14 protein-coding genes are annotated in these 15,071 nt (G+C 35.0%); 4 read left to right on the plus strand and 10 right to left on the minus strand.

Translation table 11 applies throughout. From position 1 onward, the window contains the following. The first annotated feature begins 29 nt into the window (after nucleotides 1-29). Nucleotides 30-257 (plus strand): VF530 family protein, encoded by a 228-nt coding sequence (locus H8R24_RS08860; protein ID WP_187018213.1) that lies wholly within the window; start codon nucleotides 30-32, stop codon nucleotides 255-257. On the opposite strand, the gene H8R24_RS08865 is transcribed toward H8R24_RS08860, so the two are convergent. From H8R24_RS08865 to H8R24_RS08875, 3 genes are all read right to left on the minus strand, one after another. Next, the gene (locus tag H8R24_RS08865; protein ID WP_187018214.1) at nucleotides 258-809 is read right to left on the minus strand and encodes a DUF3575 domain-containing protein; all 552 of its coding nucleotides are present in this window, start codon (nucleotides 807-809) and stop codon (nucleotides 258-260) included. 105 nt (nucleotides 810-914) lie between these two features. Beyond that, nucleotides 915-1,466 carry a GNAT family N-acetyltransferase gene (locus tag H8R24_RS08870; RefSeq protein WP_187018215.1) on the minus strand — a complete coding sequence of 184 codons (552 nt, stop codon included), beginning with the start codon at nucleotides 1,464-1,466 and terminating at the stop codon, nucleotides 915-917. 6 nt (nucleotides 1,467-1,472) lie between these two features. Then, nucleotides 1,473-2,321 (minus strand): aldose 1-epimerase family protein, encoded by an 849-nt coding sequence (locus tag H8R24_RS08875; RefSeq protein WP_187018216.1) that lies wholly within the window; start codon nucleotides 2,319-2,321, stop codon nucleotides 1,473-1,475. A 175-nt stretch (nucleotides 2,322-2,496) separates the two neighbouring features. Here H8R24_RS08875 and H8R24_RS08880 point away from each other — a divergent pair, with 175 nt between their 5' ends. After that, on the plus strand, nucleotides 2,497-4,758 hold the full coding sequence (locus H8R24_RS08880; protein WP_187018217.1) for a M1 family metallopeptidase: 2,262 nt from the start codon (nucleotides 2,497-2,499) through the stop codon (nucleotides 4,756-4,758). Between the two features lie 83 nt (nucleotides 4,759-4,841). Here the strand turns inward: H8R24_RS08880 and H8R24_RS08885 are convergent, their stop codons facing one another. Beyond that, on the minus strand, nucleotides 4,842-5,885 hold the full coding sequence (locus tag H8R24_RS08885) for an agmatine deiminase family protein (RefSeq protein ID WP_187018218.1): 1,044 nt from the start codon (nucleotides 5,883-5,885) through the stop codon (nucleotides 4,842-4,844). 2 nt (nucleotides 5,886-5,887) lie between these two features. Next, the gene (locus H8R24_RS08890) at nucleotides 5,888-6,775 is read right to left on the minus strand and encodes a carbon-nitrogen hydrolase (RefSeq protein WP_187018219.1); all 888 of its coding nucleotides are present in this window, start codon (nucleotides 6,773-6,775) and stop codon (nucleotides 5,888-5,890) included. 186 nt (nucleotides 6,776-6,961) lie between these two features. On the opposite strand from H8R24_RS08890, the gene H8R24_RS08895 reads away from it, so the two are divergent. After that, nucleotides 6,962-7,243 carry a hypothetical protein gene (locus H8R24_RS08895; protein ID WP_187018220.1) on the plus strand — a complete coding sequence of 94 codons (282 nt, stop codon included), beginning with the start codon at nucleotides 6,962-6,964 and terminating at the stop codon, nucleotides 7,241-7,243. A 110-nt stretch (nucleotides 7,244-7,353) separates the two neighbouring features. On the opposite strand, the gene H8R24_RS08900 is transcribed toward H8R24_RS08895, so the two are convergent. The 3 genes from H8R24_RS08900 to clpB form a co-directional block, all read right to left on the minus strand. Then, nucleotides 7,354-7,902 (minus strand): YbhB/YbcL family Raf kinase inhibitor-like protein, encoded by a 549-nt coding sequence (locus H8R24_RS08900; protein ID WP_187018221.1) that lies wholly within the window; start codon nucleotides 7,900-7,902, stop codon nucleotides 7,354-7,356. Between the two features lie 86 nt (nucleotides 7,903-7,988). Further along, nucleotides 7,989-8,825: a helix-turn-helix domain-containing protein gene (locus H8R24_RS08905; RefSeq protein WP_187018222.1), complete on the minus strand. Its 837-nt coding sequence runs from the start codon at nucleotides 8,823-8,825 to the stop codon at nucleotides 7,989-7,991. A 399-nt stretch (nucleotides 8,826-9,224) separates the two neighbouring features. Continuing rightward, nucleotides 9,225-11,831, minus strand: a complete 2,607-nt coding sequence (gene clpB, locus H8R24_RS08910) for an ATP-dependent chaperone ClpB (RefSeq protein ID WP_187018223.1) — start codon at nucleotides 11,829-11,831, stop codon at nucleotides 9,225-9,227. Between the two features lie 194 nt (nucleotides 11,832-12,025). Here clpB and ytxJ point away from each other — a divergent pair, with 194 nt between their 5' ends. Then, on the plus strand, nucleotides 12,026-12,415 hold the full coding sequence (gene ytxJ / locus H8R24_RS08915; protein WP_187018224.1) for a bacillithiol system redox-active protein YtxJ: 390 nt from the start codon (nucleotides 12,026-12,028) through the stop codon (nucleotides 12,413-12,415). A gap of 493 nt (nucleotides 12,416-12,908) precedes the next feature. Here ytxJ and H8R24_RS08920 read toward each other — a convergent pair whose 3' ends face one another. Both H8R24_RS08920 and H8R24_RS08925 read right to left on the minus strand, forming a co-directional pair. After that, the gene (locus H8R24_RS08920; protein WP_187018225.1) at nucleotides 12,909-14,069 is read right to left on the minus strand and encodes a hypothetical protein; all 1,161 of its coding nucleotides are present in this window, start codon (nucleotides 14,067-14,069) and stop codon (nucleotides 12,909-12,911) included. Continuing rightward, a complete protein-coding gene (locus H8R24_RS08925; protein ID WP_187018226.1) occupies nucleotides 14,053-15,054 on the minus strand; it encodes a DUF2157 domain-containing protein in 1,002 nt (333 codons plus the stop codon). Before H8R24_RS08925 ends, H8R24_RS08920 begins: the two co-directional genes overlap by 17 nt. Nucleotides 15,055-15,071: the final 17 nt, after the last annotated feature.

Consider the following 15,071-nt stretch of genomic DNA (forward strand, 5'->3'; position numbering starts at 1 on the left):
TTTTTATAAAATTGGTATAAATTTGCAATATGGAAAAACAACAGTCAAAAGACCCATTGCACGGTATTACTTTAAAAACGATTTTAGAAAAACTAGAAGCTCATTTTGGGTTTGATACTTTGGGCGAATTAATAAAAATTAAATGTTTTAATGATAACCCTAGTATCAAGTCAAGTTTAACATTTTTACGTAAAACAGATTGGGCAAGGAAAGAAGTAGAAGAGTTGTATGTAAAAAACGTTTCTAAATTTTTGTAGTTAGTTTAATTTATACGAAACCATTACACCACCGCGGTATGGAAACCATTCACCACTTTTGTTATAATGCTGGGCATGCTCATATCTAGTACCGTCACTAATGCGGTAACCTCTGTAGAATCCTTGGTGCCATCCACCGCCTAGAAAACAGTCTAGGTAAAATTTGTCATTTATTTTAGCTTTATAACCAATGGTTGAGCCAATGAAGTATCCTTTTCCTCTTTCGTAGTAATCAGTGTTGATATAATTCCACTTTTGAAAATTGTATGCACTTAAGCCGATGTTTCCTCCTACATAAAATCCATTATCCGTACTCTTAAAATGATACCGATACTCTGAGGTGAAAGTATAAAATTCACGAGGTTTCCCGTTAACCGACTTCCAGAGTGAGGCTAGTACATCAAAATTTAAAGTTGATTTTTCTCCAATTTTGGTTTCAACAGCCACGTTTGGTATTGTTAAAAGCGTTGTAAACGCATTTACTTTTACGTATGTCTGGGATTGCGAATGCATCGCAACTAAAAGTAGGGGTAGTAAGAGCAATTTTTTCATAAATTATAAAAGTTGTGTCTAGTAGCTAATGCCACTATCCTAGTGGAGGTATTACTAACACAAATCTAGACTTTTTAGTACATGATGTTGATGAAATAATAGTAATTAAGAATTATTTAACAATGAATAGATGACAGTGTCAAGAAATTCTCCTTCGTACAAATGATTTTCAATAAAATGAGCTTCTTTTTTAAAACCACTTTTCTGGAGCACTCTTTCTGAGGCGTTATTCTTTGGATTGATGACAGCTTCGATAGAATGTAGCTTCATTTCATTAAATCCATATGCAATAACTTTTTTCATCGCTTCAGGAATAATTCCTTGACCATGAAATTCAGGGTTTAATATATAGCCTACTTCAGCGCGGTGATTATGTGGTTGAATTCTATAGTGGCCTATTATACCTATTAATTTAGGGCTTCCTCTAAAACTAATTCCCCAATTTATGCCTTCGTTTTTATCAATCATTGCGTTAATAGTATTGATATGATCTAAAGCATCGTCCAGTGTTTTGGCAATAGGTCTCGGGATGTATTTCATTACTTCTTTATTAGAACGCAAGTCAAAAATTTCATTAACGTCATTTACAGTAACGCTTCTAAGGGTCAAACGATCTGTTTCTAAATTTGGGAACGGACTAAAATTGATTGTTAACATTTTTTTTTATAATATTTGGATGCTAAATTCAGCGTTAAAAGTTGATTTTGGTTGTAGAATTTGAATTCCTTCTTTTTGCATAATGTTTCCGGTGGTTTCAGTGGAGTCAGAGTAACCAAACCAAGGCTCGATGCAAAGAAAAGGGGCATTTGTTTTTGTCCAAATTCCCAAATGTGGAAAATCTTTATAATGCACTCTTATCAAAGGTTTTTTATTTTCTAAAATAGTTAAATAATCTGATTCTAAAGTTTTAAAAATCAAAGCATCGTTCTCAAATATTTTGTAATTTAAAGCTACTTTATTATCTGTTGTAGAAAGGGTTTCTGTTTTATTCGAAATTAAATCATCTTCTAATAAGTGGTATTGTAAAGGTTCGTTTTTTTCAAATTGAATACTATATTTTTCAAAATCACCCGTTAATGCGATAGCAGGATGAGCACCAATAGAGAATGGCATTGGAGTAGTACTACTATTAATAACTTGGTACGCAATTGTTAAATCATTGCCTGCTAGAGTATAAATAATTTGCAGTTCAAAATCAAAAGGATATACTTTTAAAGTATCCGTGTTAGATTTCAAAGAAAACACGGCACGATGATCTTGCTTTTCAATAAGTACAAATTCGTTATCTCTAGCAAATCCGTGGCGTGATAGCTTGTAAGGCTTGCCTTTAAAACTGTATGTATTATTTTTTAATGTTCCAACAATGGGAAAAAGAATCGGACTGTGTTTTCCCCAAAATTCAGGATTTCCTTCCCAGATGTATTCCTTGTTATTTGATTCTAATGAAAATAATTCGGCACCAAGATGATTTATTTTAGCAGTTAAGTCTGAATTGAAAAGTGTTGTAGTCATTCTTTTTACTTTTTGGGGTGATAATTACTGTAAATGTATTTTATAATTTTTATTTTATTCCAAAATTTCTCTAAAATATGTTTTCGATAAAATTTTCTTAATTTTTGATAAAAGCATTGAATTTAATTTACTGCTAAGCTTTTTTTTCGTTAATTTGGTAGTAAAATAACAACAGATGAAAAATATTAGGTTCAAAGCCGGCTTACCATTGGCTTTATTATTTGGAATTTCCTCCCTTTGGGCACAAGAAATGCCAGAAACCAAGGCAGCTGCTCCGGTTTCAAATTACAATTATCATGATGCTTTTGCGCCATTTTTTTATTCTAAAAATGGAACTACTACACGTTCAGCTAGCGGTCAACCAGGAGCTGAGTATTGGCAAAACAGAGCTGATTATGTATTAACAGCAAAATTAAATGAAAACACTAACGAAATTATTGGTACTGATATAATTACGTACACCAATAATAGTCCTGACAAAATGAGTTTTGTTTGGATGAATGTAGATCAAAATTTATTTAAAGCAGACTCTCGCGGAAACGCGGTTGTACCACTTACAGGTAGTCGTAATGGTGCACAAGGAGAAGTTTTTGACGGAGGACATAGAATCAAATCGGTTAAAATTGTTAACACTACTAATGGTAAAACAACTGAGCTAGAGACAAAGTTTTTAATAACCGATACTAGAATGCAAGTTTTTCTTCCTCAAGAATTAAAAGCTAAAGGTGGTGCGGTTAAAATTAAAATTGATTTCTCTTATATTTCACCCAAAGAAGGATCAGACAGAACAGGAGTTTTAGACACTAAAAACGGAAAAATATTTACTATTGCACAGTGGTATCCACGTATGTGTGTGTATGATGACGTACGCGGATGGAACACAAATCCCTATTTGGGAGCGTCAGAGTTTTATTTAGAGTATGGAGATTTTGATATTAATATCACCGCTCCAGCAAATCATATTGTAGTTTGTTCAGGAGAATTAGTAAATCCTACAGCGGTTTATAGTGCAACAGAGCAAGCGAGATTAGCGAAGGCAAAAGCAAGTGATAAAACAGTATTCATACGTACTCAAGAAGAAGTAGAAGCATTAAAAACAAGTACAGCTACTAAAACGTGGCATTATAAGCTAAAGAATGCAAGGGATATGTCTTGGGCATCTTCGGCAGCTTTCATTCTAGATGGAGCCAAAATCGATCTTCCTAGCGGTAAAAAGTCTTTAGCATTATCTGCGTATCCAGTAGAGAGTGGAGGAAATGGAGCCTATGGTCGTTCAACAGAGTTTGTAAAAGCATCAATTGAAAATTATTCAAAAAGATGGTTTGAATACTCTTATCCAGTGGCTACAAACGTAGCAGGTAATGAAGGTGGAATGGAGTACCCAGGAATTGTTTTTTGTGGATGGGAGTCAAAAGGAGAGGATCTATGGGGAGTTACAGACCATGAATTTGGTCACAACTGGTTTCCTATGATTGTAGGTTCAAACGAGCGTTTATTTGGATGGATGGATGAAGGGTTTAATACTTTTATCAACTCACTTAGTTCAGTTGATTTTAACAATGGAGAATATAAAAGTCAAGCTACTGATTTACATAATATGGCCGAAGCTTTTACAAGTCCAAAGTTAGAAACGATTATGAGCTCTCCTGATAATATGAAGGAAGCAAATATAGGGATGTTGTGTTATTTTAAACCTAGTTCTGGTCTGATTGTGCTACGCGAGCAAGTTTTAGGAGCTGAACGTTTTGACTTGGCTTTTAGAACTTATGTAGAAAGATGGGCTTTTAAACATCCTACACCAGATGATTTCTTTAGAACAATGGAAAATGTTTCGGGTGAAGATCTAAGTTGGTTTTGGAGAGGATGGTTTCAAAACAACTGGCGTTTTGATCAAGGTATTAACGGAATCAAATACGTAAAAAATGATCCTAAACAAGGAGTCATAATTACAGTTGAGAATTTCGAAAAAATGCCAATGCCAATCGTTTTAGATGTAAAATTAAAAAGTGGTAAAGTAGACAGAGTAAAATTACCTGTTGAAGTATGGCAAAGAAATAATTCATGGTCATTCAAGCACAATTCTACAGAAGAAATAGAAAGTATTACTTTAGATCCTGATCATGTGTTTCCTGATAGCAATGAATCAAATAATGTTTGGACAAGTGGTGCTGGTGCAATTGAAAAAGATGTGATTTTGGATGGTTATTTAGGTACGTATTCAAATACAAAAGCCCCTATCAAAATAACATTCTCTGAAAAGAATTCAGTGCTAAATGTTTTAATTACTGATTACCCCCAGTTTACTGTTGAACCAATAGGTAAAGATTTATTTGAATCTACAAGAGCAGGATTAAAATTCCAGTTTAATGAAGATAAATCTGGTTTTGATATGATTATCAGTGCCGATCAAAAAATTCCTTTTACAAAGGATAAATAATAAAATCCGATTTATAGCATATAAAAACACCAGCATATTTGCTGGTGTTTTTTATTATAAGAATAATCTAATCGAAAAATAGTTTAAGCTGGTATTTGTTGACTCAAACAATGAAGTGTTCCAAATCCCCAGATCAAATCAATAGCACTAATTCCAATGATTTCGCGATCAGGAAAGCATTCTGCCAATATATTTAAGGCTTTACGGTCGTTAGCATCATTGAAGGTAGGTACTAAAACACATTTATTCAGGATTAAGAAATTGGCATAACTAGCAGGCAATCTTAAATCTTCAAAATCAATACGTTTAGGCATTGGTAAAGCTACAATCACTGGTGATTTTCCATTTTCTAGTTTAGCTTCTTGCAAACGCTTTAAGTTGTCCTGCAATGGTTTGTAATTAGCGTCTTTTGAGTCCATTTCTACAATGGTGACTATGGTGTCTTCATTGATAAAACGACATAAATCATCAATATGTCCGTGGGTATCGTCACCTTCTACACCGTCTCCAAGCCAGATCACATTAGTAACACCAAGATATTCCTTGAATACAGCTTCATAATCCGCCTTTGTAAATCCGGGATTACGAACTTGAATATCGGGATGCATCAAGCACTCTTCTGAAGTTAATAATGTTCCTTTACCGTTTACATCAATTGCTCCCCCTTCAATAATTACAGGTTTACCTTTATACGTTACTTGCGTAATAGGCATGTTCAGATGACGAGCAACTGTTGCAGGAATGTGTTTGTCTAATTGGAAATTTTTATACTTCGCCCAACCATTAAAATTAAAGTTCAACGCTTCTCTTTTACCGTTGTTCTGAACCACAATAGGACCAGAATCACGCATCCAGCTTCTGTTGGTTTTTTGAACAATAAAGGAAACTTGATCAAGATTTACTCTTGCCATTTCGAGCATTTGGGTTACTTTTTCTTTTAGTTTTTCATCGGCAACGACTAAGAAAACAGTTTCGTAAGTCGTTACTTTTTTTATAAATTCGACAAAAGCCCATTGAATCGCTTCGTATTTTCCAGGCCAGTCTTTTCCGTTATGTGGAAAACAAAGTAATATCCCTTGTTGGTTTTCCCATTCTGCCGGAAATCTTCGGTTGTTTGTAGTACTCATAATTAGTCGATTGCTCTTTTAGTAATGTCACCAAAAGCGTCAATTCGTCTGTCTCTAAAAAACGGCCAGTTTTGGCGTACATTTTCTTGTAAGTCAAGATCTACTTCGGCAATTAAGATTTCTTCTTTATCATGTGAGGCTTGCGCCAAAATTTCTCCTTGTGGTCCAGCAATAAACGAAGATCCCCAAAACTGAATTCCAGCTGTATCTGGTAAGTATTGCTCTAGACCAATTCTATTTGCGGCAGCAACATAAACACCATTTGCTACAGCATGCCCTTTCATTACACTCATCCAAGCACCATGTTGGTTAACTCCATATTCGTCTTTCTCGGCTGGATGCCATCCAATAGCTGTTGGGTAAAATAAAACCTCAGCACCTTGAAGAGCCGTTAAACGAGCTGCTTCTGGATACCATTGATCCCAACAAATTAAGGTACCTATCTTTCCTTTTTGTGTTGGTATCGTTTTAAATCCTAAGTCACCAGGTGTAAAGTAGAATTTTTCATAAAAATGTGGGTCATCTGGAATGTGCATTTTTCTATATAGTCCAGCTTCAGATCCATCAGTATCGATAATGTAAGCGCTATTGTGATAGATGCCAGCCATTCTTTTTTCGAAAAATGGAACAATAATCACTACACCCAATTCCTTTGCCAAAGCGCTAAAAGCAATGAAGGAAGTACTGTAAAGTGGTTCAGCTAAAGCAAAATTATCCACATCTTCACTTTGACAGAAATAATGACTGCTGTACAATTCTGGCAAGGAAATCACTTCGGCACCTTGAGCTGCTGCATCACGTACCCAACTTAAACATTTTTTCAAGTTGTTTTCGGCAACATCGTTAAGGTTCAATTGGATAACAGCTATTTTATATTTTTTATTTGGCATCAGATAAATTTTTAGATTGCAAAAATAAGAATTTATGTCGACTATTAAAAAGAGGTTTGTTAAAATAGTGATAACGTAGGTATCGGTTAGGCCAAATGTATTTTATATTTGTTAAACAATCCTAAATAAAAGAGGACTCGTGTACCAAATCAATTGAACCAGATTATTAATAAAATATAAGTCATTATGAATACTGATTTTGAAATCATCGAGAAAGAAAACATACAAACCTTAAAATTTCCACATGTAGAAGTTTTAGAAGACGATAACGCGATCAATCAAAGAAAAACCGAACTAGAGCGTGCACTTTCTTTAGGAAATTTAGAACATTCTAAAATCCAAATCTTTTTTGAAGATGAGCAGTCTAAAAAGATGGTAGAAACAACCGTTTGGGCACTTACAGATGAAAGTGTAGTATTAAAAAAAGGTGTAGGTATCCCAATAAACCGCATTTTGAAAATTGCTTAAAAATTACATTTTGACAACTGCAATTTATTTGCGGAAGCAAAGAAGTGTGACGGTACAGTATGAAATAAAAAAACGGATTGAAATTGAATTTCTATCCGTTTTTTTAATTTCTATCTTTTATAATAAACAACAATACTAGCTTTTGCTAAAGTCTGGTTCCAGAGATTAAAGCCTACAACAGCAGGGTTTGTATTTTCATTTGTTCCTAGCTTATCTGTTTTTAGAGCAAAAACGGTGATGATGTATTCATGATATCCGTGACCTTCAGGTGGACATGGACCTCCAAATCCTTTAATACCGTAGTCAGTTGTACTTTGAATAACCCCTTTTGGAGTTAAATTAAGGGTTACGTTTCCTGCGTTTTGTACAAGTTCATTGACGTTTGATGGAATGTCTACTACCACCCAGTGCCAGAACCCGCTGCCTGTAGGTGCATCTGGATCATACATCGTAACAGCAAAACTCTTTGTTCCTTCAGGAGCGTTAGCCCAACTTAATTGAGGCGATAAATTATCACCAGAACAACCAAAACCATTGAATTCTTGAGATTTAGTTGCTTGTCCGCCTAGGTTTTTACTAGTTAAAGTAAATGTTTTTTGTGCGAAAATAGTAGTCGAAAATAGTAATGATAATGCTAAAACTAAACTTGCTTTTTTCATTTTGTGTGTTTTAAATGTTTTTGCAAATGTAGAGTCAATGCTTGATCTAAAGAAGATGAAAAGGTTCAAAAACTGTTGCTAAAAGTTCAGCTTTTTCCATCTTGCTTTGGAGTGATACCATATTTTGATTTGTACGCTTGAATAAAACTAGATAGATTTTCGTACCCAACTTCATAATAAATTTCGGAAGCATTTTTATGTTCCTGATGAAGTAAAAAATAAGCGTGTTCTAGCCGTTTGTTTTGAAACCATTTAATAGGGGATTCGGCATAATGTTTTTCAAATTCTCTTTTAAAAGTGGAAATACTCATATTGCATAAAAAAGCCAATTCAGTGATCGTTAATTTATTCAAGAGATTGTTTTCGACTGTTTGAATAATTTTTTGCTGGCTGTTATTGCTGTTTGAAAGTAGTGCATGAACAAATTCTACTCCATCAATTGCTGTTAAATAGAGAATAATTTCTTCCAGTTTTACTTCCAGTAATTTTTCTTGTGTAGTTTTGGTTAATTTAGATATATCTAGCAAACTAGTTACAAAACGCTTGATAAAGTCATCGTATTTAAAAGAGTAAACGGACTTTTTACTACTAAATTCAGCTTGATCTACAGCTGTTTTTTTGACAATCTTTAGCAAGGTTTCATTGGAAAAAAACAGTAGGATGCTTCTATAATTTTTACCTGCTGATAGCTTCTCAGTCATTAAGCAATGCCCTGCTTTCATTAACAAGAAATGAGAATTATCAATTGACCAAGCCGAATTATCAAAAAAAACATCTTTAGTGCCCTCTGCAAGGAAGCTAAAAGTATTTTGGTTTAAAATAATTTGTTGTTTGGTTATTTCCTGATCACTTTGATAATCGTATACTTTTACAAAATCCGATTTTTGTATCGGGAGTTCGTCAGGAAGCGCAATTATTTTCATCGGAATTTGTTTTTGCAAAAGTAAGCGTATAAAAGGAATTAATTATCATTATTTATCTAGAGCGCTATTTTGTTGTTTTTTACTATGCAGAGATACGCAAAGAGAGCACAGCGATACGCAACGATTTACTTGCCCAAACTTGTCTTTTGAGCAAGTAGTCATCCCTTTAAGAAACTTGACAAACTGTTTTTAGTTTTTTTAATAAGCTTCTTATGAAATCTAGTTGTTTTAATCAGCCCTGATCGAGGCGGCATCCTCGTAGTGCAACGAAGAGATATAGCCGAGAGCAGGAGGGAAGGTGATTATGAAAAAAAAAACGTTCTGCTCCTAAAAAAAAGCACAAAAAAACACCAGCCTTGTGACTGGTGTTCTCTTACTACAAAAAAAAAATATAATTATTTATTCTACTAATTCGGTTTGATTTCTAAAAACCAATTCGCCATCAAAAGCATCTAAAAGAATGATGCTATCGGTTGCTATTTTGCCAGCTAAAATCTCCTTCGACAACTTGTTCAATACCTCACGTTGAATCACACGTTTCACGGGGCGAGCTCCAAATTGTGGATCAAAACCTTTTTCAGAAAGATGTGTAATTGCATCGGGTGTGGCGTCCATGGTGATGCCTTGCAGGGCCAGCATTTTAGTAACTGATTTTAGTTGTAAACTCACGATTTTAGTAATATTTGCCGTTGTTAGAGGCGTAAACATCACAATCTCGTCGATACGATTGATGAATTCAGGTCGGACCGTTTGTTTTAATAAGTTCAACACTTCTACTTTGGCTACCTCAGTAGTTTCTTCAAGACTGCCTTTGATATTCTCGAATTTCTCTTGTATAATCTGACTTCCCATGTTGGAAGTCATGATGATTATGGTGTTTTTAAAATCGGCTAGACGTCCTTTATTATCCGTTAATCTACCTTCATCTAATACTTGCAACAAGATATTAAAGGTGTCTGGATGTGCTTTCTCGATTTCATCTAATAAAATAACTGAATATGGTTTTCTGCGCACGGCCTCTGTCAACTGTCCGCCTTCATCATAACCTACGTATCCGGGAGGCGCACCCACTAAACGGCTCACACTGTGGCGTTCTTGGTACTCACTCATATCGATGCGTGTCATAGCGTTTTCATCGTCAAATAAATATTCGGCTAAGGCTTTCGCCAATTCTGTTTTACCCACACCGGTTGTCCCCAAGAAAAGGAAACTTCCCACGGGTTTGCGCATGTCCTGCAAACCCGCACGAGAACGGCGTACAGCATCACTGACCGCTTCAATAGCTTCCTCTTGACCTACCACGCGGCGGTGCAATTCTTCTTCAAGATGCAATAGTTTTTCGCGTTCGCCTTGTAGCATTTTCATAACTGGAATTCCTGTCCATTTAGCCACTACTTCAGCAATGTCTTCGCGAGTTACCTCTTCTTTAATTAATGAACTGCCTCCAGCTTGATTTTCGACTAATTCTTTGTGCAAAATATCCAATCGCTCTTGCGCTTCCTTGATTTTTCCGTAACGTATTTCGGCTACTTTTCCGTAATCTCCATCACGCTCCGCACGTTCTGCTTCGTATTTATAGTCTTCAATCTCAGTCTTGATGGCTTGTACATTATCCACCACATCTTTCTCCGATTTCCATTTGGTATAAATGGTGTTGCGGTCTTCTTTTAAATTGGCCAATTCCATACCAAGGACTTTGAGTTTGCTCTCATCTTTTTCGCGCTTGATGGCTTCAATTTCGATTTCGAGTTGCATCACCTTTCGGTCTAAAACGTCCAGTTCTTCCGGTTTAGAGTTGATCTCCATTCTAATTTTTGAAGCCGCCTCATCCATTAAATCAATGGCTTTGTCTGGAAGAAAACGATTCGTAATATAACGCTGTGATAATTCTACAGCGGCAATAATGGCCTCATCTTTGATTTGGACTTTATGGTGTGTTTCGTATTTTTCTTTGATTCCACGAAGAATCGAAATTGCACTTTCGGTATCGGGTTCTTCAATAATAATTTTCTGAAAACGACGCTCTAGGGCTTTGTCTTTTTCGAAATATTTTTGGTATTCGTCCAAGGTCGTTGCACCAATAGCTCTTAGTTCTCCACGAGCCAAGGCTGGCTTCAATATATTAGCGGCATCCATAGCGCCTTCGCCACCACCTGCACCTACAAGCGTGTGAATCTCATCAATAAAAAGCACAATGTCACCTTCGGCGGCAGTTACTTCTTTTACAACGGCTTTCAAGCGTTCTTCAAACTCTCCCTTGAATTTGGCTCCCGCAATTAGGGCACCCATATCGAGTGAGAAAACGATTTTATCCTTCAAGTTATCAGGTACATCACCATCAACGATACGATGTGCTAAACCTTCGGCAATGGCGGTTTTACCCACGCCAGGCTCTCCCACAAGCATCGGATTGTTTTTGGTTCTACGTGTCAAGATTTGCAATACCCGTCTAATTTCTTCGTCGCGGCCAATAACTGGATCTAGTTTCCCGGCTTTGGCCAACTCATTTAAATTGTTGGCGTATTTGTTTAAAGAGTTGTACGTTTCCTCGGCAGAGGCAGAGGTTACACGTTCTCCTTTTCGCAATTCGTCAATAGCTGCTTTCAAACCTTTCTCGGTTACACCTTGGTCTTTTAAGATTTGAGAAACTTTACTTTTTGAACCAAAAATAGCCAAAATTAAATGCTCGATAGAAACAAATTCATCGTTCATTTTTTTTGCAATAATCTCTGCTTCGTTTAGAGCTTTGTTCGCATCTCTTGAAAGCATTACTTCGCCACCAGAAACTTTTGGAAAACTTTGAATGGTACTGTCTAAAACTTGGATAAATAAGGACACATTTACATTTAGTTTTTTCAAAATAAAGGGTGCTACATTTTCATCGACTTCAAATATGGCCTTAAAAATATGTTCGTTTTCTATTTGTTGCTGTCCATAACCTTGAGCCAATTGTTGCGATTGCTGAATGGCTTCCTGCGACTTAATGGTAAATTTATTTATGTTCATGTTTTTATAGTTTAATAACAAGCTTGTATTTTTAGTTTTGAAAAAAGAGACAAGCTGTGTTTATTAGTAATTTGTTTTATCTTTGCGAGTGAAACATCAATTTATATTCCATAGTAAAAGTAGAGACAAAATGGCTTATAAAAGATGATCTTTATCATATAAACCAGTCAAAATGACTGAAATACCGACAAATTATGAGTTTTTTTAAAAATATTTTTGGAAGTTCTGAAAATCCAAACGAATCCAATATCAAAATGGACTGGGAACCATTGAACTTTATTGGTCAGCTTGACGAAATAATAGCAGAATCGAAAGACAAACCCGTTGCTATTTTTAAGCATAGTACCAGATGCAGCATTAGCCGTATGGCGTTGAAACAATTTGAAAACGAGTTTGACTTTCCAGAAAAAGTAACACCTTATTTTTTGGATTTAATTGCTTTTCGCGAAATTTCAAATGATATCGCTAGCCGTTTTGGAGTACAACACCAATCACCACAATTGATCTTGATCAAAAACGGTAAAGCAGTTTACAATGTTTCTCATAGTGATATTGATGCTGGAGAATTGAAAACTAAAGTATAGTTTGATACACGATTAGTAAAGTTTAAAAAATACTAAAAAGACCTTTAGGCCACAGATTCACAGATTTTAATTTGTGAATCTGTTTTTTTTTTTTTAATACAGTACTGTTTTAATTTGCGAATTTGCGGTTAATTTTTTTGGTACTGAGTTGAGGATGAAAAACGGCAATCATATTTTTACCGCAAATTCGCAAATTTTTATTCAATAGTTTTAACTAAAAGGATTGCAGATTCACAGACTTTAATTTGTGAATCTGTTTTTTTTTAATGCAGTACTGTTTTAATTTGCGAATTTGCGGTTAATTTTTTTGGTACTGCGTTGAGGATGAAAAACGACAATCATTTTTTTTACCGCAAATTCGCAATTTTTATTTTGCAATAACTTAGAAAATAGAAAATAGTTTCACAGATAGTAGTTGTGAATCTTTTTTTATAGATGCAACATTTTTTTTAATCTGTGAATCCGTGGCTATTGAACTATTCGCTCATTTACTTTAAAAACTACCACCAGAACCACCACCACTAAAATCCCCACCGCCAAACTCCATTGGAGAATCGACTGTAGTTTCGGGTTTTAATCCCATTTGAGAAGCCATAAGAATTTCGGCCGTGCCAAAGACATTTCCTTGCGAGAAACGGTCAGGTTGAAAAGTTACTCCTGTGGTATTGTTTTTTATCTTTTTTATGGAGAAATAAGTAAAAGCAAACAAAGCCAAACCTCCAATTGTTAAAGCAGCTTCAATAGGTAATACCGAATAATAATAACGGATGGTGAATATCGAAAAGCAAAGTGTTGCTAGTCCGATCCAAAGCATAAAGCGGTCTTTTTTTAGTAGCGACAAAACCAAATAGCTTGCAGGAATTAGGAAAGTAAATGCATAAAATAGAAAAGCAAGCGGAATATCACTGTTTGGCGCCATCACGACACCCATTAATTCACTTGAGAGTTCTCGCACTACCAAATAATTTCCTGATAAGTAAAATAGCACTAGCGCAAAAGATTGCGCTAAAAGGATTCCTTTATAATAAAAAGGAGCAGTTAGTTTGTGTAGTATTCTTTTGCAGATAAAATAGATCGCTATTGCAAAAAGCATCATGGTGAACGGCAAAATAGTTTTTGCGAAAGCGCCCAAGTCAAACATTATAAAAACAACCGAATAAGTGGATGTTAAGCAAAACAACAAAGCCATAGAAAGATGCACATATCTAAGATAACTCAGAAAAGATGTAAATGTAAGTAGTAACGCAATTGTTAGTTCGTTTCCATGTGTAGAAATCCCCACAGCTATCGCTAGACATAATTGTGCACCAAGTATAAAAGCATCATCAAGGCCGTATCCGTAATATTTTTGATTAGTCAAAAACTCGGTACCAATAAAGCCAATAATGGCAAATAGATAAATCAAAAACTGATATTCATTATCAATTGCATCGATACTAATTAATGTTATAAATCCACAAATGGAGGCGTACAAGAAGCTGCCTAAAAGAAAGAAACCAATGCGTATTAAGATGTTTTTATGGTATTTAAGAACCTTTAAGTCGGTATCAATTTTAGTGAATTGTTTAGCATTTATAAACCCTGCTTTTTGTAAAGAACGTCCCTCTTCAACTAAAAACACTTGCTCTAACTCGGCTTTATTGTATTGTATCATGGCTGTTGTTTTTATTGAATTGCTTAATAAGACGGATAAATAAAATAATAGAACCTATGAAGTAAAAAGGAACTAAGAAAAAGAGTGAGATAAATAAATCGTCATCAATATTTAAGAATTCGAAAATAGTAACAAGCACAATATTTAGTCCGATGTAAGCGTAAATTATTGTAAATACAAATAAAGTAACCGACTTAAATTCATAGCTAGTAAAATAGAAAAAGAAGCTAGAAGTGGCTAAAATTAATGCAAAAATCCCCCAATAGTTTTCAAATAAATTGTTGATGCAAGCGATACTCATAATGTGCAAAGCAAAAGTAAGAAACACTAAGCCGAAATGTTTTTTTAGATTGGTTTTAGAACTATAAACCGTCCAGGCAACTAATAAAACACCTAATAGTATTGCTGAATAGCTTAAAGTAGTTGTTTGGTAAAAATCATTATGAACCAAAGATTGCGGGGAAACCGATAGACCTATATAAGCAGCCAAGCCTGTTATGGCAATAGATAAGACGCTTTTATTATCAAAATAATAAGCGCAAAAGAAAGCTATTGTCGTGGGTACAATTGTAGCTAAGCCGTAATGGGTGCCGAAAACAGTGTATTGAAACTGCAAATAACCTACAAAGATGCAGCTCAGTAATACAGCAGCTAGAATGAGGTAATCAAATATGGGATTTTGAAATTGTGTTTGCATTTTGTGAAACCCTGCGGAGTTTTTAAAACAGAAGTAAAAACAAGCAACAGTTATAGTTAGTAATAAACCAAGGATAGCAATGTGGCCGATGCTGTCTATATTTTGATAAATTAAAATACCAATACCCGAGGTGAACATTAATACTGAAACATACAAAAATAATTTTAACTCCGCATGCAGTGAAAAAAGATCTAAATTTCGATACCCTTGAATACGGTCGAATTGCTCTGTGGTTATTAAATCTTTATCCAAAAGGCCTTGCGTTGCCTGTTCTTCAAATTTTTTCATAGCATTGATTTATAATT

It is taken from the genome of Flavobacterium muglaense, assembly GCF_014305155.1.
Taxonomy (GTDB): Bacteria; Bacteroidota; Bacteroidia; order Flavobacteriales; family Flavobacteriaceae; genus Flavobacterium; species Flavobacterium muglaense.

What these genes read in the sequence shown, in the direction of transcription:
- H8R24_RS08900 (WP_187018221.1), bottom strand. Translation starts at nt 7,902, where the DNA reads ATGAAAAAAGCAAGTTTAGTTTTAGCATTATCATTACTATTTTCGACT.
- H8R24_RS08905 (WP_187018222.1), bottom strand. Translation starts at nt 8,825, where the DNA reads ATGAAAATAATTGCGCTTCCTGACGAACTCCCGATACAAAAATCGGAT.
- H8R24_RS08865 (WP_187018214.1), bottom strand. Translation starts at nt 809, where the DNA reads ATGAAAAAATTGCTCTTACTACCCCTACTTTTAGTTGCGATGCATTCG.
- H8R24_RS08895 (WP_187018220.1), top strand. Translation starts at nt 6,962, where the DNA reads ATGAATACTGATTTTGAAATCATCGAGAAAGAAAACATACAAACCTTA.
- clpB (WP_187018223.1), bottom strand. Translation starts at nt 11,831, where the DNA reads ATGAACATAAATAAATTTACCATTAAGTCGCAGGAAGCCATTCAGCAA.
- H8R24_RS08925 (WP_187018226.1), bottom strand. Translation starts at nt 15,054, where the DNA reads ATGAAAAAATTTGAAGAACAGGCAACGCAAGGCCTTTTGGATAAAGAT.
- H8R24_RS08875 (WP_187018216.1), bottom strand. Translation starts at nt 2,321, where the DNA reads ATGACTACAACACTTTTCAATTCAGACTTAACTGCTAAAATAAATCAT.
- H8R24_RS08860 (WP_187018213.1), top strand. Translation starts at nt 30, where the DNA reads ATGGAAAAACAACAGTCAAAAGACCCATTGCACGGTATTACTTTAAAA.
- H8R24_RS08880 (WP_187018217.1), top strand. Translation starts at nt 2,497, where the DNA reads ATGAAAAATATTAGGTTCAAAGCCGGCTTACCATTGGCTTTATTATTT.
- ytxJ (WP_187018224.1), top strand. Translation starts at nt 12,026, where the DNA reads ATGAGTTTTTTTAAAAATATTTTTGGAAGTTCTGAAAATCCAAACGAA.
- H8R24_RS08885 (WP_187018218.1), bottom strand. Translation starts at nt 5,885, where the DNA reads ATGAGTACTACAAACAACCGAAGATTTCCGGCAGAATGGGAAAACCAA.
- H8R24_RS08920 (WP_187018225.1), bottom strand. Translation starts at nt 14,069, where the DNA reads ATGATACAATACAATAAAGCCGAGTTAGAGCAAGTGTTTTTAGTTGAA.
- H8R24_RS08890 (WP_187018219.1), bottom strand. Translation starts at nt 6,775, where the DNA reads ATGCCAAATAAAAAATATAAAATAGCTGTTATCCAATTGAACCTTAAC.
- H8R24_RS08870 (WP_187018215.1), bottom strand. Translation starts at nt 1,466, where the DNA reads ATGTTAACAATCAATTTTAGTCCGTTCCCAAATTTAGAAACAGATCGT.